This window comes from Mycobacterium sp. NGS56 (genome assembly GCF_059812425.1).
The window spans coordinates 73,553-96,181 of sequence record NZ_JCALCQ010000017.1; the positions used below are offsets into that span (position 1 = coordinate 73,553).

Below are 22,629 nucleotides of genomic sequence, written 5' to 3' on the forward strand. Positions count from 1 at the left end.
CTGCCCAATTGCCGCACTCACATAAGCCGTTCTGAGTGAAGTGCCGCGGCATGGGCGATTAGTTACTGTCCGGCCGTGGGCTTGGGGAGAAATGCAAAGCATGAGCGTAGTGACGCCGAACTGCTGGCAGCCCACGTGGCCGGTGACCGTTACGCGTTCAGCGAGCTCTTTGACCGTCACCGGCGGCACCTGCACCGGCTTGCCCGGCTGACCACGCGCACCCCCGAGGACGCGGAAGACGCGCTGCAAGATGCCATGCTCTCCGCGCACCGCGGTGCCGGCGCATTCCGTCATGACGCCGCGGTCGGCAGCTGGCTGCACCGCATCGTCGTCAACGCGTGCCTGGACCGGCTACGCCGCACCAAATCCCACCCCACCGTGCCGCTGGAAGACATCTATCCGGTGGCCGATCGCACGGCTCAGGTCGACACCGCGCTGGCGGTGCAGCGCGCTCTGATGCGGCTGCCCGTCGAGCAGCGGGCCGCGGTGGTGGCCGTCGACATGCAGGGTTACTCCGTGGCCGACACCGCCCGCCTCCTCGGCGTCGCCGAAGGCACGATCAAGAGCCGCTGTGCCCGCGGCCGAGTTCGGCTCGCCGAGCTGCTGGGCTACCTCAACACCGGCGCCCACGCTCTACCCGACGCCGCCGCCGGCCCGCCCTGACCGGTCGACGGGCGGCCACCCACGCGGGGCTATGCGTGGCCATCGGCGCGCGCATGACGGACACTGGGTCCGATGAATGCAGCGGACAGCGACGCGGCGGATGGCCGCGACGCGGGACCAGACCCACCGCTGACCGTCGAACTGCTCGCCGACCTGCAGGCCGGCATGCTCGACGACGAGGCCGCCGCCCGCGTTCGCAGTCGAGTCCGCGCGGACCCGGATGCCGCCGCCGTGTTGGGTGCCTTGAATCGGGTCCGCCGCGACCTCGCCACCGTCGGCGCCGATCCAGGCTCCGCACCTGACCCGCCTCCGCAGATGACCGGCCGAATTTCCGCGGCGCTGCGCTCGGCGGAGCCCGCTTCCGACGATGCGACCGGGCCGGCCGTTCACTCCGCCCGCCCACACATCCGTCCGGCCCGGACCGTCGCGGCGGCCGCGGGCCTGTGCGCGGTGCTCTCCGCCATCGGCTTCGGGACCGTGGCGCTCCTGCATGCGCCCGAACCCGTCCCGGACACCCCTGGCGACGTCGAGCACATCACGTTGTCGACGCCGCCGATGGAGGTCCCGCTTTCACGGAACGAGATCCTCGGCCTGCTCGACCGCAGCCCCGACTACGGAACGCTCAACGACCCGGCGCGGCGCGCCTCTTGCATCACCGGCCTCGGCTATCCGGCGTCCACGCAGGTCCTGGGGGCGCGTCCGGTCGAGATCAACGCCCGTCCCGGCGTCGTTCTGGTCATAGCCGGCGACAGCCCACACACGCTGGCTGTCTTCGCGGTCTCCCCCAACTGCAGCGCCGCCGATACCGGATTACTGGCCAATACCCAGGTCCCCCGCCCCTAATGTGGTGCGATGGGTGATGCGACACACCGGGGAACAGCCTTGCCTACGCTGGCGTTTACACAAGTCCAGAGACGAATCGCTTGAAAGGTTTCCATGACCGCCGACACAGTGCATGACGTGATCGTTGTTGGTTCGGGTCCTGCTGGGTATACCGCGGCGTTGTATGCGGCGCGGGCGCAGTTGGCGCCGGTGGTGTTTGAGGGCACGGCGTTTGGTGGGGCGTTGATGACGACCACCGAGGTAGAGAATTTCCCCGGTTTTCGCGACGGGATCACCGGTCCGGAGTTGATGGATCAGATGCGGGAGCAGGCGTTGCGGTTCGGGGCGGATCTGCGGATGGAAGACGTCGAATCGGTCTCGCTGGAGGGCCCGGTCAAAGCGGTGACCACGGCCGAGGGTCAGACGGTACGCGCACGGGCGGTGATCTTGGCGATGGGCGCGGCCGCCCGGTATCTGGGGGTGCCCGGCGAGCAGGAGTTGCTGGGCCGCGGGGTGAGCTCGTGTGCGACCTGTGATGGGTTCTTTTTCAAGGATCAAGACATCGCGGTGATCGGGGGCGGGGACTCGGCGATGGAGGAGGCCACGTTTTTGACCCGGTTTGCCCGCAGCGTGACGGTGGTGCACCGGCGCGAGGAGTTTCGGGCCTCGCGGATCATGCTGGATCGCGCGCGTGCCAATGACAAGATCACCATCGTGACCAATAAGGCGGTCGAGGCGGTCGAGGGTGAGCAGTCGGTGACCGGGTTGCGGATGCGCGACACCGTCACCGGGGAGGTCTCGACGTTGGCGGTGAGCGGGGTGTTCGTGGCGATCGGGCATGATCCGCGCTCGGAGTTGGTCCGGGAGGTGGTGGACACCGATCCCGACGGTTATGTGCTGGTGGGCGGGCGTACCACGGCCACCTCGATTGACGGGGTGTTCGCCGCCGGGGACTTGGTGGATCGCACCTACCGCCAGGCCGTCACCGCCGCCGGCAGCGGCTGCTCGGCGGCCATCGACGCCGAACGCTGGCTCGCCGACCACGAAGAGTCCAGCGCCGCCGCACAAGGCGACACCACCGAATTTCCGGGCAGTACCGACACATTGATTGGAGCACCACAATGACCGACGCCGAAAAAGCCGGTGGCACACTAGAAGTCTCTGACGCGTCGTTCTCCACTGACGTGCTGTCCAGCAATAAGCCTGTGCTGGTTGACTTTTGGGCAACGTGGTGCGGCCCGTGCAAGATGGTGGCGCCGGTTCTCGAGGAGATCGCCAGCGAGCGAGGCGAACAACTCACGGTCGCCAAGCTCGACGTGGATGCCAACCCCGAAACCGCACAGAACTTCCAGGTGGTCTCCATCCCCACACTGATCCTGTTCAAAGACGGGCAGCCGGTGAAGCGGATCGTCGGCGCGAAAGGCAAGGCGGCGTTACTGCGTGAGCTGTCCGACGCGGTTCCCGACCTCAGCTGATTTCATTTAGTTCGTCGCACCACGCCCCGCGCATAGCCTGGGGTTTTCCCGAATTTACCAAGCGTCTGCGACAATACCGTTAGCTGTTGCCCACATCTGAGCTTGTCAATTAGTCCCGGAGGGCCCTTGGTATGCCGAGTCCGCGCCGCGAATACGGCGACGCGCTGCGCTGTGGTGATCACAGCGCTGCAGTGACCGAGATCCGGGCGACGCTGGCCACGCTGGGCCTGCTGGATAGCTCCGAGGACGATCTCAACACCGGCCGGCACGTGGCCCTCGAGCTCTTCGACGCCGAACTCGACCAAGCGGTTCGTGCCTTTCAGCAGCATCGTGGCCTGCTGGTGGACGGCATCGTCGGCGAGGCCACCTACCGGGCGCTCAAAGAGGCGTCGTACCGGCTCGGTGCCCGCACCCTGTATCACCAATTCGGTGCCCCGCTGTTCGGCGACGACGTCGCCACGCTGCAGGCTCGCTTGCAGGATCTGGGCTTTTACACCGGGCTGGTCGACGGATACTTCGGGTTGCAGACCCACAACGCGTTGATGTCGTATCAGCGCGAGTACGGCCTGTCCGCCGACGGGATCTGCGGGCCAGAAACATTGCGTTCCTTTCATTTCCTGAGTTCGCGGGTCACCGGCGGATCTCCGCACGCGCTACGCGAAGAGGAGTTGGTTCGCTCATCCGGTCCCAAGTTGTCGGGCAAGCGGATCATCATCGATCCGGGCCGCGGGGGCCCAGACCACGGCATGATCATGCAGGGCCCGTCGGGACCGGTCAGCGAAGCAGATGTGTTGTGGGACTTGGCCAGCCGCCTGGAAGGGCGGATGGCCGCGATTGGCATGGAGACCTTCCTGTCGAGGCCGGTCAACCGCAGTCCGCTCGATGCCGAACGGGCCGCCACCGCCAACAATGTCGGCGCAGACCTGATGATCAGCCTGCGCTGCGAAAGTCAGGCGAGCCCCGCCGCCAACGGGGTGGCTTCCTTCCATTTCGGCAACTCGCACGGTTCGGTCTCCACCATCGGGCGCAACCTGGCCGACTTCATCCAACGAGAAGTGGTGGCGCGCACTGGTTTACGGGACTGCCGCACACACGGCCGGACGTGGGACCTGCTGCGCCTGACCCGGATGCCGACCGTACAGGTCGACGTCGGCTACATCACCAATCCCCGCGACCGATCCATGCTGGTCTCAACGCAGACTCGCGACGCCATCGCCGAGGGAATCCTGGCCGCGGTCAAGCGGCTGTACCTGTTGGGCAAGAACGACCGCCCCACTGGCACTTTCACTTTCGCCGAGCTGCTGGCCCACGAACTGTCGGTGGAACGCACCAGCCAACTCGGCGGTTCCTAACCGTAGCCACCCAGGGTGGTTTCGCGCGCATTCGCTGTCGTGGATCCGGTGCCCCCTGCCGTGGACCCGGCGCCCACCGGCTGCTCCAGGTGTGCGTTCTCCAGCAGGCGCTCCAAGGCAGCCTCCACCTCCGCCTTCCAGCCGAGGCCTTTGTCGAGTTCGAGGCGCAGCCGAGGGAAGTACGTATGTGGGGCTACCACAACGAAACCCGTGTCTTGTAAGAAATCTGCATCCATGACGCAGTGGTCCACCGAGCAATCGCCGACGGCTTCCAGCACGGGCCGTACGTCGGGACCGACCAAGCGCGGATCCTGCAGTTCCGAGGCCGCCGGGGTGCGCCCGAACGCTTCGAGCGCGCGGACGCCACGGCGTACCAGTTCATCGATGACCCGGGCGATCAAGCCGTGTGGCAGGTCGTCGGCCGCCGGTCCCGGTTCGATACCCATTGACGTCAACAACACCGCATCCGCCGACACCGGACCCGTCGGGAACCGCTGTGCCCGCGGCACCGCCCGTGGCGGCGCGTAGAACACGTAGCCCAGGCATGGTGGCTCGGCCTGGCTTCGCTCGTCCGGGACCGCGGTCGCGACCTGCCCGCACGATCCCCACTCCAGCATCACCATCGACAACCACGCTTCTTTTTCGAACTCCGGGTCCGCGAGGTGGTCGTGATTACCGAGGGTCGCAGGATCGACTTCCCAGAAGACGCACCGGCGTGCGTGCTTGGGAAGCTGCTCGAATGCCTCGAGCCTTAGCGGCATGATTCGAGCGGACACTAGCCTCCTGGCTTCTGTGCGGTACTGCAGCCATCTGCACCGGCAACCCCTCCAGGATAGGAGAGGTGGCCGTGATCGGGCCAGCTTTGGCCTGGTCATCGAGTTTGGCGCCCCCGGACCGGTCCGCATCAAGGAGCCTCCACCCCTCCAGGGCCGAAAGTTGTTGATATGCATGCCGTTTCGCTGAGCCGGTGTTCCTGGTATACGCGAATTTGGCACCAACGCCGCCGCGGTGTCACAGTGACGTAATTACACGGTGTCCTGGTTCATGCCTTGGGCGGGGACATAACGTCGAGGATGCGCTGTAGATCGTCCACCGAACCGAACTCGACCACGATCTTGCCCTTGCGTTTGCCGAGGCTAACGGTGACGCGGGTGTCGAAGGCGGTCGACAGCCGGTCAGCAACGTCTTGGAGGCCGGGCATCTGGATTGGCTTGCGTCGCGGGGCGGTCGGCGTGGCCGCACCACTGCGGTTGGCCAAGGTGACCGCTTCCTCGGTGGCTCGCACCGAGAGTCCCTCGGCGACGATCCGGGCGGCCAACTCCTCCTGCGCTTCGGGCCCGGCCTCCAGCGACAGCAGCGCGCGCGCGTGACCGGCGGACAGTACTCCGGCGGCCACCCGCCGTTGCACCGCGATCGGCAGCTTGAGCAGGCGGATCATGTTCGTGATCAATGGCCGCGACCTGCCGATGCGCGCCGCCAGTTCATCGTGGGTGACGCCGAACTCGTCGAGCAGCTGTTGGTAGGCCGCCGCCTCTTCCAGCGGGTTCAGCTGCACCCGGTGGATGTTCTCCAGCAGGGCGTCGCGCAGCAGATCGTCGTCGCCGGTCTCGCGCACGATCGCCGGGATGGTCGCCAGGCCGGCCTCTTGGGCCGCGCGCCAGCGCCGCTCCCCCATCACGATCTGGTAACGCGCACCGCTTGCGGAATCTTTGATCGCCCGCACCACGATCGGCTGCAAGAGGCCGAACTCGCGGATCGAGTGCACCAGCTCCGACAGGGCTTCCTCGTCGAACACCTGACGGGGCTGACGCGGGTTGCGTTCGATGTCGGCGGGTGCGATCTCGCGGTAGACCGCGCCCACCGACGATGCGTCCTGCGGCGGTGGTCCCCCGATCAAGACATCGGCGGCCGCGTCGCCCATCCGCGGGCCGAGCGTAGCCGGCCCAGCGTCGCCCTCCGCGGGGCCGGTCGGGATAAGCGAAGCCAGGCCTCGGCCGAGGCCTCCCTTCTTGCGTAACGGCTGCGTCATGGTCGTCCCTTCGCGGATGGTGGTCAATCACGCTCGGCGAGTTCACGACTCGCATCTAGATAACTCATCGCCCCGCGTGAGCCGGGGTCGTAATCGATGATGGTCATGCTGTAGCCCGGCGCCTCGGAAACCTTCACGCTGCGCGGAATGACCGTGCGCAACACCTTGCTTCCGAAGTACCTGCGTACCTCTTCGGCAACCTGGTCCGCGAGTTTGGTGCGGCCGTCGTACATCGTCAGCACCACGGTGCTCACCTCGAGCTTCGGATTCAGGTGCGCCTTCACCATTTCGATGTTGCGCATCAGTTGCGAGACGCCCTCGAGTGCGTAGTACTCGCACTGAATCGGGATCATCACCTCCGGCGCGGCGACAAGCGCATTGATGGTCAGCAATCCGAGCGATGGCGGGCAATCGATGAAGACGCAATCGAAGTCGAGGCTGTCGAGGTCGGCCAATGCGGTGCGCAGCCGATTCTCGCGCGCCACCATGCTGACTAATTCGATTTCGGCGCCGGCCAGATCGATCGTGGCCGGGATGCAGAACAGGCGCTCATTGTGCGGACTTCGCCGGAGCGCGTCGCGCACGGCGACCTCGCCGAGTAGGACTTCGTATGAGGAGGGTGTGCCCGATTGCCGATCGGTGATCCCAAGTGCCGTGCTCGCGTTGCCCTGGGGGTCGAGGTCGATGACGAGCGTCTTGAGTCCCTGCAGTGCGAGCGCTGCCGCAAGGTTTACGGCGGTAGTCGTCTTGCCCACCCCGCCCTTCTGGTTGGCGACGGTGAACACGCGGCGGTGGGACGGTCGGCGCAGCGGCGGGTAGGTCGTGTGCAGCACCCGCATCGCGCGCTCGGCGGCAGCCCCTATCGGGGTGTCGAATTCGTCCGATGTTTCACGTGAAACATTCGCTGGCGCGGGCGCCGTTGCGGCGGCCGCCGACGGTGCGGGTGCGTCCGGATCCGCCGCGGCCGAAACGGGCGGTCCCGCCGGGACGACGTCTGCCGGCGTTTGAGAAGCCGCCGGCCAATCTGCTGAAGAAGTCATCGGGTTCGGGCCTTCCCGGTCCGTGCCGGTTTGTGGTGTGGCGGCCTCCCGCGGCGCGCTGAAACTACGGTTGCGGGGGGACGCAAATAGGTCGCGCCACATGTCACCACCCTGACATCAGCGGCGCCCGATGCTGCCATCACACGCCGATATTGTTCAACTTCATCGGAAGCCCGCTCCCCCTTCAGGGCGAGCATCCGCCCGCCTGGGCGTAGTAACGGCATGCTCCACTTCGTCAACTTGTCCAACGATGCAACCGCTCGCGACACCGCAGCATCCCTCTCCCCGAACCGGTTACGCACACCCGGTTCCTCCGCACGGCCACGGACCACTTCGACGGCCAACCCTAGTTCGTTGATGACCTCGTTGAGAAATTCGCTGCGTCGCAGCAGGGGTTCGAGCAACACAACCTCGAGATCGGGTCGAGCGATCGCCAGCGGTAACCCGGGCAGGCCCGCCCCACTGCCAATGTCGATGATCCGCTCGCCCCGGTCGAGGAGTTCGGCGAGGGACACGCTGTTGAGTATGTGGCGGTCCCAAATGCGGTCGACCTCTCGGGGGCCGAGCAGGCCCCGATGCACGCCCGCGGTCGCAAGGATTTCCGCGTACTGTTGTGCGGTTCCAAGCCGCTCGGCGAAGATGGCGGCCGCGGAGTCCGGCGCGTTCCTGATCCCGGCATCCTCCCCCGAGCGGCCCGCGACATTCTGCGGGCCGTCATGTTTCACGTGAAACATCTTCGGGTCGGAGCGCCCACTTTCAACCCTTCAGAGGTCGGTCGCGACGGGAACTACACGGCTGTAACTCTGGGCCCTCAGTCGCGCAGGACGACCACGCGGCGCGCCGGCTCGACGCCCTCGCTCTCGCTGTGCACTCCGGAGACCGCGGCCACGGCGTCGTGGACGATCTTGCGTTCGAACGGCGTCATCGGCGCAAGCTCTTCGCGCTCGCCGGAATCGAGAACTCGGCGCGCGACCTTGTCGCCCAGCGCCGCCAGTTCCTCGCGCCGCCGCCGCCGCCAACTCGCGATGTCGAGCATCAACCGGCTCCGCACCCCGGTCTTCTGGTGCACCGCCAAGCGGGTGAGTTCCTGCAGCGCGTCAAGCACCTCGCCGCCGCGACCCACCAACTTGTTCAAGTCGTCGCTGCCATCGATGCTCACGACGGCACGGCTGCCCTCGACGTCCAGGTCGATGTCGCCGTCGAAGTCCAACAGGTCTAGCAGCTCTTCGAGATAGTCGCCGGCGATCTCGCCCTCGGCGACCAACCGCTCCTCCAAAGCATCGGTGTCCTCTGCAACGGCATCTTCGGCGTCCGACCGTGTGTCAAGCTCCGTGTCAACGTCGCGCTCGGTGGTCTCGGCGTCTGTCATGTCTTCTCCCTCAATCCGTGGGCCCCGGCCCAATTGGGGTCACCCTGTGCGGACGGCCCCGATAGCTATTCCGCCCGTATCAGCGTTTGCGTTTTTTCGGTCGCGCCCCGGGCCTCGGCGTGCGGTTGCTCGGGCCCCCGCCCCCGCCGGACGCCGGGCGGTCGGCTCCGTCGGAATCTGTCGTCGCGGAACCGGGCGCATCGACGTCGCCGTCGGCCGCCGTCGAACCGTTGCCACCCGACGACGCCGCCTTCGGGTTCCGCTTCGGCTTGGCTCCCGGCGCCGGCGCGTTCGCCGCCCGGCGCTGGATCGCTTCCTGCTTCTTCGCTTCGTCCTCTTTCTCGATCATCCCGAAGACGTAGTGCTGCTGCCCGAAGGTCCAGATGTTGTTCGCGAACCAGTACAGGATGATCGCGAGCGGAAGGAATGGCCCACCGACCACCACGCCGAGTGGGAACACGTACAACGCGAGTTTGTTCATCATCGCGGTCTGCGGGTTCGCCGCCGCCTCCGGGCTCTGGCGCGCCACCGACGCCCGGCTGTTGAAGTAGGTCGCGACGCCGGCCAGGATCATCACCGGCAGGCCCACCGCGATCACAGCCGGCCGGCTGAAGAAGGTGAACGCATCCAGCCCAGTGCGCTGCGTCATGAAGGCGCCGATCGGGGCGCCGAACAAATTGGCGTCCAGGAAGTGCCCCACGTCGGTCGGGGTGAAGACGTAGTTTCCGGTCATGCGGTTCTGCGCCACCGACAAGTGGGGCTGACCGAAGCCGCCGGTGGTCCGGTTGAACGAGCGCAGCACGTGATACAGACCGATGAACACCGGGATCTGCGCCAGCATCGGTAAGCAGCCCAGGATCGGGTTGAAGCCGTGTTCGCGCTGGAGCTTCTGCATCTCGAGCGCCATGCGCTGGCGATCCTTGCCGTACTTCTTCTGCAGCGCCTTGATCTGCGGCTGTAGCTCCTGCATCTGGCGCGTGGTGCGGATCTGCCGCACGAAGGGCTTGTAGAGCAACGCGCGCAGGCTGAAGACCAAGAACATCACCGACAGCGCCCAGGCGAAGAAGTTCGACGGGCCCAGCATCGAGGCGAACAACTTGTACCAGACCCACATGATCCACGACACCGGGTAGTAGACGAAGTCGAGGCTGAAGAAATCAAACAAAGGATCCACTCTCCCCTCGCGCCGCTCGGACAACCCGAACGGCGCTGGCATCTTGGCAATTCACGTGACTTTCCGGGCGGTCCGGTATCGGATCCCATCCGCCTTCATGCCATGGTCCGCACTTGGCGAGTCTGGCCGCAGCCAACCAGCTCCCCCGAATCAGGCCGTACTCGTTCAGCGCATCGACCGCGTACTGGCTGCAGGTCGGAACGAAGCGGCATGTCGCCGGACGCAGCGGCGACACCATATGCCGGTACAGCTGAATCAAAAAAATCACTCCGCGCGCGGCCGCCGTTCCGGCCATCCGGACGAACGCGCGCAACCCGGTCAACGCCGTCACGACTCGCTCCCTGCCGCCGACGCGCGTCGCAGACACCGGCGCAGTTCCTCCTCGAGTCGGGCCGAGGATGCCGTCCGGCTGCTGGGCAGCGCACGGATCACCAATCGATCCGACCGGCCGAGCTCGCCCAGCAGGGCGCGGGCCACATGGCGCAGCCGGCGAGCCACGCGGTGTCGATCCACGGCGGATCCGACGGCCTTGCCCACCACCAATCCGACCCGCGGCGCGACGATTTCGTCCCGATCGGATCCCTGGCGAAGATGCACGACGATATCGGGCTGTGCCAGGCGAATCCCGTGCTTCACCGTCGCGTCAAAGTCAATTGACCGCGTCATGCGGTTGCGTGCCGGAAGCACCGCTGAACGACCTGGAGCCGCGATCAGGCAGAGAGCGCGCGGCGACCCTTGCGGCGCCGACCGGACACGATCGCACGTCCGGCGCGAGTGCGCATCCGCAGGCGGAAACCATGCACGCGGGCTCGGCGCCGGTTATTCGGCTGGAAGGTCCGCTTGCCCTTGGCCACGACGTTCTCCTCGTTGTGTTGCCATCCAGCCGCTCAGACTTTCGCATCTGGCTCATCTGCGGTTCGACCGGAGGTGGTCTTGGTGTTGCTGGCCGGCGCGGTCCCCATGTGGTTCGGGTCGCAGCCGTATCGCCGACTTTCGGGCGACTGTTTGAGGGTACTGACGAGGCTTCGCCTGGTCAAACCTGGCTTGCCACAACGAACCCACACACAGGCGACAGAAAGATTTCCGTTTCCGTCACACTCGCCGCGGCCGTCGCTACCATAACGAGCCGAAGCAAGCCCCGCGTACCCTAAATGACCCGATTGGAAAGCAGCAGAACTGTTGGCAGCCGAACAGAAAACTGTTAGCTTCTGCGAAGTCGTTTTAGACTGAAGCAGCGCTCGGCAACGAAGCGAGGATGGTGGATCGACTAGCTGCCTAGACAACCTTTCGAGGTTCTCTTCCAGCGCGGAGATCGCGAGCCGGCCAGTAGGCTGTGGCTCGCCTACGATCATCCTGTCCACACCTGTGTATAACTATGTGGACAGTTGTTTTGCCGCCAAGCGTGGTGTACTCGGGTCGGGACGTTCGAGAACCAGGGAGATGCGTCGTTGACCGATGACCCCGGTTCCAGTTTCACGACAGTGTGGAATGCCGTCGTTTCCGAACTCAACGGGGAACCCGCCGCAGACGGCATGCCCGCCAGCCGCACGACCCTTGTCACTCCCCTCACTCCACAGCAACGGGCGTGGCTGAATCTGGTCCGCCCACTGACCATCGTCGAGGGATTCGCTCTGCTCTCGGTGCCGAGCAGCTTCGTCCAAAACGAAATCGAGAGACATCTCCGGGCGCCCATCACCGATGCGCTCAGCCGCCGGCTCGGGCAACAGATCCAATTGGGTGTCCGCATCGCTCCCCCGCCCGAGGATGTCGACGATGCGCTCATCGGGCCGGCCGACGCGTTCCCTGGATCCGACCCGTCCTTTGCCGCCGACACTGCGGTCGTCGACACCGAGGAAGCCTTCGAAGACAGCGAGACGGTCAACGACAACCAGCAGGGCTGGCCCAACTACTTCACCGAGCGGCCGCACGCCATCGATCCGGCGGTGGCCGCCGGAACGAGCCTCAACCGCCGCTACACCTTCGACACCTTCGTCATCGGCGCCTCCAACCGATTCGCTCACGCCGCCGCCCTGGCGATCGCGGAGGCGCCTGCCCGGGCGTACAACCCGTTGTTCATCTGGGGCGAGTCCGGTCTCGGCAAGACCCACCTGCTGCACGCCGCCGGGAACTACGCACAGCGGCTCTTCCCGGGGATGCGAGTCAAATACGTCTCCACCGAGGAATTCACCAACGACTTCATCAATTCGCTTCGCGACGACCGCAAGGTCGCATTCAAGCGCAGCTATCGCGACGTCGACGTGCTGCTGGTCGATGACATTCAGTTCATCGAGGGCAAGGAAGGTATCCAGGAGGAGTTCTTCCACACCTTCAACACCCTGCACAACGCCAACAAACAGATCGTCATCTCATCCGACCGGCCGCCCAAGCAACTCGCCACCCTCGAAGACCGGCTGAGGACGCGGTTCGAGTGGGGCTTGATCACCGATGTTCAGCCCCCAGAGCTGGAAACCCGAATCGCCATCTTGCGTAAGAAGGCTCAGATGGAGCGGCTGGCGGTCCCCGACGACGTGCTGGAACTGATCGCCAGCAGCATCGAGCGCAACATTCGAGAACTCGAAGGGGCGCTGATTCGGGTGACCGCGTTCGCCTCGCTGAACAAAACGCCAATCGACAAGTCACTAGCCGAGATCGTGTTGCGCGATCTGATCGCCGATGCCAGCACCATGCAGATCAGCGCCGCCACCATCATGGCGGCTACCGCCGAATACTTCGACACCACCGTGGAAGAGCTCCGCGGCCCCGGCAAGACTCGAGCGCTGGCTCAGTCGCGCCAAATCGCCATGTACCTGTGCCGTGAGCTCACCGATCTCTCACTGCCCAAGATCGGCCAGGCATTCGGCCGGGATCACACGACGGTTATGTATGCGCAGCGCAAGATCCTGTCCGAGATGGCCGAGCGGCGTGAGGTTTTTGATCATGTCAAGGAACTCACCACTCGCATCCGCCAGCGCTCCAAGCGCTGAATCCTCCTCTCCCAGAGCTCCGAACCGCCGATTTTCGGGCGCTCGCTGCCCGTGTTGATAATTTTTTTCGAGAAACTTCACGCACATCTGTCACACCCGCCCCACCCTGGACTTGTGCGCAGAGTTGTGCACAACGCAATTACGCGCCGGTGCAGTGACAGAGCTTCGGTGCACAACTGTCATTCGTCCCCACTCACCCAACACATCGCCCACAGGCGTTTGCACCACGATGCACAACCCGATCACGGCGCTAGCTGCGCCGAGATGATCCTGTCCCCAGAATGCACAGGCCTTAATACTGGTACTGAGATCTCTACATCGGTTCTTCTTTGAAATACAGGCTTGGGGACGCACGGTGCACACCGGTCGTCTGAACCGACGCAGACCGGGGTTGTCGGGCTTTGCGATTAGCTTTCAAGATGGCGTCGAAGGATCTACGGTTGTTCTTCGACTGCCGTTGCGGTCGTCGCTGGCATTAGCCGCCATCGGCGTTCGTGGCGGAGCCCCGAGCTAGCGGGCGGTGGCTAGCCAATGGACTCGAAAACGCTGGGTAGGTGGAGGGACGCTATGGACGCGGCGACGACAACGGCTGGGCTCAGCGACTTGAAATTTCGTTTGGTGCGGGAATCTTTCGCAGACGCAGTGTCCTGGGTGGCGAAGAACTTGCCGTCCAGACCTGCCGTGCCGGTGCTTTCCGGTGTGCTCCTGTCAGGAACCGACGAGGGCCTGACGATCTCGGGATTCGATTACGAGGTTTCCGCCGAAGCGCAGGTGGCCGCCGAAATAGCTTCTCCGGGAAGCGTTTTGGTATCCGGTCGGTTGCTATCGGACATCGTGCGGGCACTGCCCAACAAACCGATCGACTTCTATGCCGACGGTAACCGGGTGGCACTGCACTGCGGAAACGCCAGGTTCTCGCTGCCGACGATGGCGGTTGAGGATTATCCGACGCTGCCGGCGTTGCCCGAAGAGACCGGTACGTTGCCCGCCGATCTGTTTGCCGAGGCGATCAGCCAGGTTGCGATTGCGGCCGGCCGTGACGACACGTTGCCGATGCTGACCGGAATCAGGGTTGAGATTTCTGGTGACACCGTGGTTTTGGCCGCCACCGACAGGTTCCGCTTGGCAGTCCGTGAGCTGACTTGGTCGGCGGCCTCACCCGATATCGAAGCCGCGGTGCTGGTACCGGCCAAGACGCTGGCGGAGGCCGCCCGCACGGGCACCGACGGCTCCGAGGTCCGGTTGTCCCTGGGTGCGGGATCGGGCGTCGGAAAAGACGGACTACTGGGCATCAGCGGTAACGGCAAGCGCAGCACCACCCGTCTGCTCGATGCCGAATTCCCGAAGTTCCGTCAGTTGCTGCCGGCCGAGCACACGGCGGTCGCCACCATCGATGTGGCGGAGTTGACCGAGGCCATCAAGCTGGTGGCACTGGTAGCGGATCGGGGCGCCCAGGTCCGGATGGAATTCAGCGAGGGATCGCTGCGGCTGTCCGCGGGCGCCGACGACGTGGGCCGGGCTGAGGAAGATCTGGCGGTCGACTTCGCCGGCCAGCCGTTGACGATCGCCTTCAACCCGACCTATTTGACCGACGGGCTGGGATCGGTCCACTCGGAGCGAGTGTCGTTTGGTTTCACGACCCCGGGCAAGCCGGCGTTGCTGCGTCCGGCGTTGAATGATGACAGCCACCCGACCGGCACCGGCCCCTATAGCGCCCTACCGACCGATTACGTCTACTTGTTGATGCCCGTCCGGTTGCCTGGCTAGGTGTACGTCCGGCATTTAGGACTGCGCGACTTCCGGTCCTGGGCACACGCCGACCTCGAATTGCAGCCTGGTCGGACGGTATTCATCGGCTCCAACGGGTTTGGTAAGACGAATCTCCTTGAGGCGCTGTGGTATTCGAGCACCCTGGGATCCCATCGGGTGGGAACGGACGCGCCGTTGATACGCGCGGGCGCCGACCGAGCGGTGGTGTCGACGATCGTGGTCAACGAGGGCAGGGAGTGCGCGGTCGATCTGGAAATCGCGGCCGGCCGGGCGAACAAGGCACGACTGAACCGATCACCGGTGCGCAGCACACGGGAGGTCATCGGTGTCCTGCGAGCGGTGTTGTTCGCTCCCGAAGATCTGTCCCTGGTCCGCGGCGATCCATCCGACCGGCGCCGCTACCTCGACGATTTGGCGACGGTGCGCCGCCCGGCGGTGGCCGCGGTGCGCTCGGACTACGAGAAAGTTTTGCGGCAACGCACGGCGCTGTTGAAATCCCTGTCCGGCGCCCGCTATCGCGGCGACCAGAGCGCACTGGACACGCTCGACGTCTGGGACAGTCGTCTCGCTGAGCACGGCGCCGAATTGATGGCCGCTCGTGTCGATTTGGTGAATCAGTTGGCACCGGAGGTGGAGAAGGCCTATCAGTTGTTGGCCCCCGGATCACGTGCCGCTTCCATCGGCTATCGATCCAGCCTGCGCGCCGAGGCGGCGGCGGATATCGCTGGCGCCGACCGCGAGTTCCTGGAAGCCGCCTTGCTGGCGGCATTGTCGGCACGCCGCGACGCGGAGCTGGAACGCGGCGTGTGTCTCGTCGGACCACACCGCGACGACTTGGAATTGTGGCTCGGAGACCAGCCCGCGAAAGGCTTTGCCAGCCACGGGGAGTCGTGGTCGTTCGCGTTGTCGCTGCGGCTGGCCGCCTACGAATTACTGCGAACGCAAGAAAGTGAACCCGTGTTGTTGCTCGACGACGTGTTCGCCGAACTCGACACCGCCCGTCGCCGCGCGCTCGCCACCGTGGCCGAATCGGCCGAACAAGTGTTGGTCACGGCCGCAGTGCTCGACGACATCCCGACGGATTGGGCGGCCCGTGAGGTTCATGTCGACTTACGCGACGGCGACGCCGGGCGGGTATCGAAGATGCACTCATGACCGGTAGCGAAGAGAGTCCGCGGCCGATCGAGCCACCAAATGCCCTGAGCGGGCTCGATTTGGTGCGGCGCACCCTCGAGGAAGCCCGAGCCGCGGCCCGGGCTCACGGCAAAGACGCCGGCCGCGGGCGAGCGGCGGGCCCTGCGCCGCGGCGGGTGGCGGGTGCCCGGCGGAACTGGTCGGGACCAGGACCCGATGCCCGCGACCCGCAACCCCTGGGCAGGCTGGCGCGCGATCTGGCGAAGAAACGGGGTTGGTCGGCGCAAGTCGCCGAGGGCACTGTGCTGGGCAACTGGGCGACGGTCGTCGGCCAACAGATCGCCGACCACGCGGCGCCGACCGCCCTGAACGAGGGTGTGCTGAGCGTGGCCGCCGAATCGACGGCATGGGCCACCCAGCTGCGGATGATCCAGTCACAGTTACTGGCCAAGATCGCCACTGCCGTCGGCAATGGGGTAGTGACGTCGTTGAAGATCACCGGACCGGCCGCGCCCTCGTGGCGCAAGGGGCCGCGTCATATCGCTGGCAGGGGTCCGCGCGACACCTACGGTTAGGGAGTTTGACACCGGCCCACGAATCCCTAGCCGGGAGTTCGTTCACAGGCCCCTGAAATCCGCCAGGACGAGGCGGACCCCCTCGACGTACGTCGGGACGCGGCCAGAATAAAGAAATCGTGCGCACGGCGCAGTTAGCTGGGTAGAAACGCGGCCAGAATATCGGTGCGGATGGCCGATCAGGCTAGACTGGTGGGATGCGACTGTTGCGGTGACTAGAACCGCCCGCATGAAACCCCAAGGAGAGCATTCCGACCGTGGCTGCCCAGAAGAAGAAGGCGCAAGACGAATACGGCGCTTCAGCGATCACCGTGCTGGAAGGTCTCGAGGCCGTCCGCAAACGTCCCGGTATGTACATCGGGTCCACTGGTGAGCGGGGCTTGCACCACCTCATCTGGGAGGTGGTCGACAACTCGGTCGATGAAGCGATGGCCGGCTACGCCGACCGGGTCGATGTCCGCATTCTTGACGACGGCAGCGTCGAAGTTTCCGATAACGGCCGGGGCATCCCGGTGGCCATGCACGCCACCGGCGCCCCCACCGTCGACGTGGTGATGACGCAACTGCATGCCGGCGGCAAGTTCGGCGGGGAGAACAGTGGCTACAACGTCAGCGGCGGCCTGCACGGGGTCGGTGTGTCAGTGGTCAACGCGCTCTCGACCCGTCTCGAGGTGGACATCGCCCGCGACGGCCACGAATGGTCGCAGTATTACGACCGTGCCGTGCCCGGCACCCTCAAACAGGGTGAGGCCACCAAGCGCACCGGCACCACGATCCGATTCTGGGCCGATCCCGAGATCTTCGAGACCACCGAATACGACTTCGAGACCGTCGCGCGCCGGTTGCAGGAGATGGCTTTTCTCAACAAGGGGTTGACGATCAATCTCACCGACGAACGGGTGAGCAACGAGGAGGTCGTTGACGAGGTCGTCAGCGACACCGCGGAGGCCCCGAAGTCGGCAGAAGAAAAAGCCGCGGAATCGACTGCGCCACATAAGGTCAAACACCGCACCTTCCACTATCCGGGTGGGCTCGTCGACTTCGTCAAGCACATCAACCGCACCAAAAGCCCCATTCAGCAGAGCATCATCGACTTCGACGGCAAGGGCCCCGGCCACGAGGTTGAAATCGCAATGCAATGGAACGGCGGCTACTCGGAATCGGTGCACACCTTTGCCAACACCATCAACACCCACGAGGGTGGTACCCACGAAGAAGGCTTCCGCAGCGCGCTGACGACGGTGGTCAACAAGTACGCCAAAGACAAGAAGCTGCTGAAGGACAAGGATCCGAACCTCACCGGTGACGACATCCGCGAGGGCCTGGCTGCGGTGATCTCGGTCAAGGTCAGCGAACCGCAATTCGAGGGCCAGACCAAGACCAAACTGGGCAACACCGAAGTCAAGTCGTTCGTGCAGAAGGTCTGCAACGAACAACTCACGCACTGGTTCGAAGCCAACCCCGCGGACGCCAAGGTCGTGGTCAACAAGGCGGTGTCGTCTGCCCAGGCCAGAATCGCCGCGCGCAAAGCGCGAGAGCTGGTGCGTCGCAAGAGCGCCACCGACCTCGGCGGGTTGCCCGGCAAGCTCGCCGACTGCCGCTCCACCGACCCACGCAAGTCGGAACTGTATGTGGTGGAGGGCGATTCGGCCGGGGGCTCGGCCAAGAGCGGCCGCGACTCGATGTTCCAGGCCATCCTTCCGCTGCGCGGCAAGATCATCAACGTGGAGAAAGCCCGCATCGACCGGGTTCTGAAGAACACCGAAGTCCAGGCGATCATCACCGCGCTGGGCACCGGCATTCACGACGAGTTCGACATCACCAAGCTTCGCTATCACAAGATCGTGCTGATGGCCGATGCGGACGTTGACGGTCAGCACATCTCGACGTTGTTGCTCACGCTGCTGTTCCGGTTCATGCGGCCGCTGATCGAACACGGGCATGTGTTCTTGGCGCAGCCGCCGCTGTACAAGCTGAAGTGGCAGCGCAGCGATCCCGAATTCGCCTACTCCGATCGCGAGCGCGACGGCTTGCTCGAGGCCGGCCAGAAGGCGGGCAAGAAGATCAACAAGGACGACGGCATCCAGCGTTACAAGGGTCTCGGCGAGATGGACGCCAAAGAACTGTGGGAGACCACAATGGATCCCACCGTCCGGGTGCTGCGTCAAGTCACGCTCGACGACGCCGCGGCCGCCGACGAGCTGTTCTCCATCCTGATGGGCGAGGATGTCGACGCGCGCCGCAGCTTTATCACCCGTAACGCCAAGGACGTTCGCTTCCTGGACGTCTGAGAGACCGGACCCGCCAGGAGTTGACCAACCAACGAGGAATACATGACTGACACCACGCTGCCGCCAGGTGACGACTCTGTCGACCGGATCCAGCCGGTGGACATTCAGCAGGAGATGCAGCGCAGCTACATCGATTACGCGATGAGCGTCATCGTCGGCCGCGCCCTGCCCGAGGTGCGCGACGGCCTCAAGCCGGTGCACCGCCGGGTGCTCTATGCGATGTATGACTCCGGGTTCCGCCCAGACCGCAGCCACGCCAAGTCGGCGCGCTCGGTCGCCGAGACGATGGGTAACTACCACCCCCACGGCGACGCGTCGATCTACGACACCCTGGTGCGAATGGCGCAGCCATGGTCGCTGCGTTATCCACTCGTCGATGGACAGGGCAACTTCGGTTCACCGGGTAATGACCCGCCAGCCGCCATGCGGTACACCGAAGCGCGGCTGACCCCGCTCGCAATGGAGATGCTTCGCGAAATCGACGAGGAGACAGTCGATTTCACCCCCAATTATGACGGTCGCGTCCAAGAGCCGACCGTGCTGCCCAGCCGCTTCCCCAACCTGCTGGCCAACGGCTCCGGCGGTATCGCGGTCGGCATGGCGACCAACATCCCGCCGCACAACCTGCGCGAGTTGGCCGAAGCGGTCTATTGGTGCCTGGACAACCACGAGGCCGATGAAGAGGCCACGCTGGCCGCGGTCTGCGAGCGGGTCAAGGGCCCGGACTTCCCCACCCACGGTCTGATCGTCGGATCCCAGGGCATCCACGACGCGTACAACACCGGCCGTGGATCCATCCGGATGCGCGGAGTCGTTGAGGTGGAAGAAGATTCACGCGGGCGCACCTCGCTGGTGATCACCGAGCTGCCGTACCAGGTGAACCACGACAACTTCATCACCTCGATCGCCGAGCAGGTCCGCGATGGCAAGCTGGCCGGCATCTCGAACATCGAAGACCAGTCGAGCGACCGCGTGGGTCTGCGCATCGTGGTGGAGATCAAGCGCGACGCCGTGGCCAAGGTGGTGCTGAACAACCTCTACAAGCACACCCAGCTGCAGACCAGCTTCGGCGCGAACATGTTGTCGATCGTCGACGGGGTGCCGCGCACGCTGCGCCTCGACCAGATGATCCGTCACTACGTCGCGCATCAGCTCGACGTCATCGTCCGGCGCACCACCTATCGGTTGCGGAAGGCGAACGAGCGCGCTCACATCTTGCGCGGTCTGGTCAAAGCGCTCGACGCGCTCGACGAGGTCATCGCCTTGATCCGCGCGTCGGAGACCGTGGATATCGCGCGGGCCGGCCTGATCGAGCTGCTGGATATCGACGAGATCCAGGCCCAGGCGATCCTGGACATGCAGCTGCGCCGGTTGGCGGCCCTCGAGCGCCAGCGCATCATCGACGACCTGGCCAAGATCGAAGCCGAGATCGCGGACCTGGAAGACATCCTGGCCAAGCCCGAGCGGCAACGCCGGATCGTGCACGACGAACTCGCCGAGATCGTCGACAAGCACGGCGACGAGCGTCGTACCCGGATCATCGCCGCAGACGGCGACGTCAACGATGAGGACCTGATCGCGCGCGAGGACGTCGTCGTCACGATCACCGAAACCGGATATGCCAAGCGCACCAAAACCGACCTGTACCGCAGTCAGAAACGGGGCGGCAAGGGCGTGCAGGGTGCCGGCCTGAAACAGGACGACATCGTGCGGCACTTCTTCGTGTGCTCCACGCACGATTGGATCCTGTTCTTCACCACGCAGGGCCGGGTGTATCGGGCCAAGGCCTACGAACTGCCGGAGGCCTCGAGGACCGCTCGCGGTCAGCACGTCGCGAACCTGTTGGCGTTCCAACCGGAGGAGCGCATCGCCCAGGTCATCCAGATCAAGAGCTACGAGGACGCCCCGTACCTGGTCCTGGCTACCCGCAACGGTTTGGTGAAGAAGACCAAGCTGACTGATTTCGATTCCAACCGGTCGGGCGGCATCGTGGCGATCAACCTGCGCGACAACGACGAGCTGGTCGGTGCGGTGCTGTGCTCCGCGGACGAGGATCTGCTGCTGGTCTCCGCCAACGGCCAATCCATCCGGTTCTCGGCGACCGACGAAGCGCTGCGCCCGATGGGCCGCGCGACCTCCGGCGTGCAGGGCATGCGGTTCAACGCCGACGACTACCTGTTGTCACTCAACGTCGTCCGCGCAGACACCTACCTGCTGGTGGCGACGTCGGGCGGATACGCGAAGCGGACCGCGATCGAGGAGTATCCGGTGCAGGGACGCGGCGGCAAGGGAGTCCTGACGGTGATGTACGACCGTCGGCGTGGCAGGCTGGTTGGTGCGTTGATTGTCGATGAGGACAGCGAACTCTACGCAATCACCTCGGGAGGCGGCGTCATCCGGACCGCAGCGCGCCAGGTTCGTAAGGCGGGACGGCAGACCAAGGGCGTGCGTCTGATGAACCTGGGTGAGGAGAACACGCTGTTGGCCATTGCCCGCAACGCCGAGGAAAACGCGGACGAAGTCACCGAACAAAGCGACGGTGCGGAGTCAGACAGCTAGTCGGAACCGAGCCACTAGACTCAGCCCGACCAGACATAATGCGACTGCCACCGCTTGGGCGGCCAGGGTAGGAGACCTAAGGAGTCGGGGTGACCTCACCGAACGAGCCGGGCGCCCCCAAGCAGGGGGATGGCCCCAATGGGGATGGTTCGGTCGAACGCGCCGGTGCGCGCCACGGGGTGCCGCCCGCACAGGGTGGCCGCGCCCAAGAGGGTGGGGAGGGACCACCCTGGCAGCGCGGTGGCCCCCGGCCACAGGACCCGGGGCCTCGACAGAACGAGCCTTTCCCCGAGAAACGACCATCGGGGCAGGCCGGTGGCGTCGAGGCGCGGTTGAACCGCTTCATCTCGGGCACGGCGGCGCCAGGGGCCGGCGCCCCGTCCCATGCCAAAGAGCCGGAGCCTGCGACCTCCCGTGGTGAGACTTCGCCGACCGAGGCCTACGCCAGCGAATTACCGGACCTGTCTGGCCCGGTGCCGCGCGGCCCGCATCGCAAGCCCGCCCCCGAGCGGCCGGCGGAGTCGTCGACCTCATCGGCCGGCGGACGTCCGGCGAGCGCCGAAAGCCGGGAAGGCCGCGAAAATCGCGACAACCGGGTGCAGGTGTCACGCCGGACGCGCGGTCCGGTGCGTGCCAGCATGCAGATCCGCCGCATTGATCCGTGGAGCACCTTGAAGGTGTCGCTGCTGCTCTCCGTGGCGCTGTTCTTCGTCTGGATGATCGCCGTCGCGTTTCTGTACCTGGTGCTCGGCGGCATGGGCGTGTGGTCGAAGTTGAACAGCAACGTCGGTGACCTGCTGAACAACACCAGCGGCAGCAGCGGCGAACTGGTGTCCAGCGGCACGATTTTCGGCGGTGCCGTTCTGATCGGCTTGGTGAACATCGTGCTGCTGACCGCGGCGGCCACCATCGCCGCGTTCGTCTACAACTTGACGACCGATCTGATCGGCGGCATCGAGGTCACGCTGGCGGACCGCGACTAGCGTGGGTGCTGCGATTTTTGGGAGTCGGGCGGGGATTGCGGTAATCTCGTCGCTCGGCCGTACGCGAGTACGGGCCTATAGCTCAGGCGGTTAGAGCGCTTCGCTGATAACGAAGAGGTCGGAGGTTCGAGTCCTCCTAGGCCCACCACCATGTGCCCGTCAAGACGTTGCGTAAGACTCGCACTGCCGCTGGGACTTATCGCCGGATTGGCAGCGGTGGTGTGGTCACGACGTGGAGTCGAGGTCTGGCACGTGGCCGTGGATGACCAAGGTCAGCCACTCAATCACGATGAGGGGCCTTAGCTCAGTTGGTAGAGCACCGCCTTTGCAAGGCGGGTGTCAGGGGTTCGATTCCCCTAGGCTCCACAAATGTGATGAGTCGAGTCATAGGTGACAGATGAGTCGCGTC

At 65.1% G+C, this 22,629-nt stretch carries 21 protein-coding genes and 2 tRNA genes; 14 read left to right on the top strand and 9 right to left on the bottom strand.

Annotation, left to right across the window (positions count from 1 at the left end):
• The first annotated feature begins 75 nt into the window (after positions 1–75).
• The 5 genes from sigM (at position 76) to AC5Y4F_RS25265 (ending at position 4,312) form a co-directional block, all read left to right on the top strand.
• A complete protein-coding gene (sigM, locus tag AC5Y4F_RS25245; protein ID WP_067930704.1) occupies positions 76–663 on the top strand; it encodes an RNA polymerase sigma factor SigM in 588 nt (195 codons plus the stop codon).
• Between the two features lie 72 nt (positions 664–735).
• A complete protein-coding gene (locus AC5Y4F_RS25250) occupies positions 736–1,506 on the top strand; it encodes an RsmA family anti-sigma factor (protein WP_499999312.1) in 771 nt (256 codons plus the stop codon).
• 93 nt (positions 1,507–1,599) lie between these two features.
• Positions 1,600–2,610, top strand: a complete 1,011-nt coding sequence (gene trxB / locus AC5Y4F_RS25255; RefSeq protein ID WP_499999314.1) for a thioredoxin-disulfide reductase — start codon at positions 1,600–1,602, stop codon at positions 2,608–2,610.
• Positions 2,607–2,960 (top strand): thioredoxin, encoded by a 354-nt coding sequence (trxA, locus tag AC5Y4F_RS25260; protein WP_067930713.1) that lies wholly within the window; start codon positions 2,607–2,609, stop codon positions 2,958–2,960. Before trxB ends, trxA begins: the two co-directional genes overlap by 4 nt.
• Positions 2,961–3,091: 131 nt before the next feature.
• Entirely contained in the window at positions 3,092–4,312 is a 1,221-nt protein-coding gene (locus AC5Y4F_RS25265) for an N-acetylmuramoyl-L-alanine amidase (protein ID WP_499999316.1), read from the top strand.
• Here the strand turns inward: AC5Y4F_RS25265 and AC5Y4F_RS25270 are convergent.
• The 9 genes from AC5Y4F_RS25270 to rpmH form a co-directional block, all read right to left on the bottom strand.
• The gene (locus AC5Y4F_RS25270) at positions 4,309–5,088 is read right to left on the bottom strand and encodes an acetyltransferase (protein ID WP_067930719.1); all 780 of its coding nucleotides are present in this window, start codon (positions 5,086–5,088) and stop codon (positions 4,309–4,311) included. The two genes, AC5Y4F_RS25265 and AC5Y4F_RS25270, sit on opposite strands and share 4 nt — an antisense overlap.
• A gap of 266 nt (positions 5,089–5,354) precedes the next feature.
• The gene (locus tag AC5Y4F_RS25275; RefSeq protein ID WP_067930722.1) at positions 5,355–6,341 is read right to left on the bottom strand and encodes a ParB/RepB/Spo0J family partition protein; all 987 of its coding nucleotides are present in this window, start codon (positions 6,339–6,341) and stop codon (positions 5,355–5,357) included.
• Between the two features lie 23 nt (positions 6,342–6,364).
• Positions 6,365–7,381, bottom strand: coding sequence for a ParA family protein (locus AC5Y4F_RS25280; RefSeq protein WP_082947439.1), 1,017 nt, complete (start codon positions 7,379–7,381; stop codon positions 6,365–6,367).
• Entirely contained in the window at positions 7,378–8,115 is a 738-nt protein-coding gene (rsmG, locus tag AC5Y4F_RS25285) for a 16S rRNA (guanine(527)-N(7))-methyltransferase RsmG (RefSeq protein WP_067930728.1), read from the bottom strand. Before rsmG ends, AC5Y4F_RS25280 begins: the two co-directional genes overlap by 4 nt.
• A gap of 77 nt (positions 8,116–8,192) precedes the next feature.
• Complete coding sequence (locus AC5Y4F_RS25290; RefSeq protein WP_499999321.1) at positions 8,193–8,750, bottom strand: Jag family protein; 558 nt, start codon at positions 8,748–8,750, stop codon at positions 8,193–8,195.
• Positions 8,751–8,829: 79 nt separating this feature from the next.
• Positions 8,830–9,924, bottom strand: a complete 1,095-nt coding sequence (gene yidC / locus AC5Y4F_RS25295) for a membrane protein insertase YidC (protein ID WP_156749912.1) — start codon at positions 9,922–9,924, stop codon at positions 8,830–8,832.
• Positions 9,908–10,219, bottom strand: coding sequence for a membrane protein insertion efficiency factor YidD (gene yidD, locus AC5Y4F_RS25300; protein ID WP_082947443.1), 312 nt, complete (start codon positions 10,217–10,219; stop codon positions 9,908–9,910). Before yidD ends, yidC begins: the two co-directional genes overlap by 17 nt.
• Before the next feature lie 32 nt (positions 10,220–10,251).
• Entirely contained in the window at positions 10,252–10,611 is a 360-nt protein-coding gene (gene rnpA, locus AC5Y4F_RS25305) for a ribonuclease P protein component (RefSeq protein WP_499999324.1), read from the bottom strand.
• A gap of 23 nt (positions 10,612–10,634) precedes the next feature.
• Positions 10,635–10,778, bottom strand: a complete 144-nt coding sequence (gene rpmH / locus AC5Y4F_RS25310; protein WP_003874369.1) for a 50S ribosomal protein L34 — start codon at positions 10,776–10,778, stop codon at positions 10,635–10,637.
• A gap of 594 nt (positions 10,779–11,372) precedes the next feature.
• On the opposite strand from rpmH, the gene dnaA reads away from it, so the two are divergent.
• The 9 genes from dnaA (at position 11,373) to AC5Y4F_RS25355 (ending at position 22,586) form a co-directional block, all read left to right on the top strand.
• Entirely contained in the window at positions 11,373–12,908 is a 1,536-nt protein-coding gene (dnaA, locus tag AC5Y4F_RS25315; protein WP_499999326.1) for a chromosomal replication initiator protein DnaA, read from the top strand.
• Positions 12,909–13,475: 567 nt separating this feature from the next.
• Positions 13,476–14,675 (top strand): DNA polymerase III subunit beta, encoded by a 1,200-nt coding sequence (gene dnaN, locus AC5Y4F_RS25320; protein ID WP_499999328.1) that lies wholly within the window; start codon positions 13,476–13,478, stop codon positions 14,673–14,675.
• Positions 14,676–15,833: a DNA replication/repair protein RecF gene (recF, locus tag AC5Y4F_RS25325; RefSeq protein WP_499999331.1), complete on the top strand. Its 1,158-nt coding sequence runs from the start codon at positions 14,676–14,678 to the stop codon at positions 15,831–15,833.
• Complete coding sequence (locus tag AC5Y4F_RS25330) at positions 15,830–16,387, top strand: DUF721 family protein (protein WP_499999333.1); 558 nt, start codon at positions 15,830–15,832, stop codon at positions 16,385–16,387. The genes recF and AC5Y4F_RS25330 overlap by 4 nt, the downstream gene beginning before the upstream one ends.
• Positions 16,388–16,644: 257 nt before the next feature.
• Positions 16,645–18,678, top strand: a complete 2,034-nt coding sequence (gyrB, locus tag AC5Y4F_RS25335) for a DNA topoisomerase (ATP-hydrolyzing) subunit B (protein WP_067930757.1) — start codon at positions 16,645–16,647, stop codon at positions 18,676–18,678.
• A 42-nt stretch (positions 18,679–18,720) separates the two neighbouring features.
• A complete protein-coding gene (gyrA, locus tag AC5Y4F_RS25340; RefSeq protein ID WP_067930760.1) occupies positions 18,721–21,237 on the top strand; it encodes a DNA gyrase subunit A in 2,517 nt (838 codons plus the stop codon).
• An 89-nt stretch (positions 21,238–21,326) separates the two neighbouring features.
• The gene (locus AC5Y4F_RS25345) at positions 21,327–22,220 is read left to right on the top strand and encodes a DUF3566 domain-containing protein (protein WP_499999337.1); all 894 of its coding nucleotides are present in this window, start codon (positions 21,327–21,329) and stop codon (positions 22,218–22,220) included.
• A 71-nt stretch (positions 22,221–22,291) separates the two neighbouring features.
• Positions 22,292–22,368: transfer RNA gene (locus AC5Y4F_RS25350), tRNA-Ile, on the top strand.
• Between the two features lie 145 nt (positions 22,369–22,513).
• Positions 22,514–22,586: transfer RNA gene (locus tag AC5Y4F_RS25355), tRNA-Ala, on the top strand.
• Positions 22,587–22,629 lie beyond the last annotated feature (43 nt).

Excerpts from the sequence above, each read along its gene's own strand:
- AC5Y4F_RS25265 (WP_499999316.1), top strand. The coding sequence starts at position 3,092 with ATGCCGAGTCCGCGCCGCGAATACGGCGACGCGCTGCGCTGTGGTGAT.
- trxB (WP_499999314.1), top strand. The coding sequence starts at position 1,600 with ATGACCGCCGACACAGTGCATGACGTGATCGTTGTTGGTTCGGGTCCT.
- AC5Y4F_RS25275 (WP_067930722.1), bottom strand. The coding sequence starts at position 6,341 with ATGACGCAGCCGTTACGCAAGAAGGGAGGCCTCGGCCGAGGCCTGGCT.
- dnaN (WP_499999328.1), top strand. The coding sequence starts at position 13,476 with ATGGACGCGGCGACGACAACGGCTGGGCTCAGCGACTTGAAATTTCGT.
- yidD (WP_082947443.1), bottom strand. The coding sequence starts at position 10,219 with ATGGCCGGAACGGCGGCCGCGCGCGGAGTGATTTTTTTGATTCAGCTG.
- trxA (WP_067930713.1), top strand. The coding sequence starts at position 2,607 with ATGACCGACGCCGAAAAAGCCGGTGGCACACTAGAAGTCTCTGACGCG.
- gyrA (WP_067930760.1), top strand. The coding sequence starts at position 18,721 with ATGACTGACACCACGCTGCCGCCAGGTGACGACTCTGTCGACCGGATC.
- AC5Y4F_RS25280 (WP_082947439.1), bottom strand. The coding sequence starts at position 7,381 with ATGACTTCTTCAGCAGATTGGCCGGCGGCTTCTCAAACGCCGGCAGAC.
- AC5Y4F_RS25250 (WP_499999312.1), top strand. The coding sequence starts at position 736 with ATGAATGCAGCGGACAGCGACGCGGCGGATGGCCGCGACGCGGGACCA.
- AC5Y4F_RS25330 (WP_499999333.1), top strand. The coding sequence starts at position 15,830 with ATGACCGGTAGCGAAGAGAGTCCGCGGCCGATCGAGCCACCAAATGCC.
- rsmG (WP_067930728.1), bottom strand. The coding sequence starts at position 8,115 with ATGTTTCACGTGAAACATGACGGCCCGCAGAATGTCGCGGGCCGCTCG.
- AC5Y4F_RS25290 (WP_499999321.1), bottom strand. The coding sequence starts at position 8,750 with ATGACAGACGCCGAGACCACCGAGCGCGACGTTGACACGGAGCTTGAC.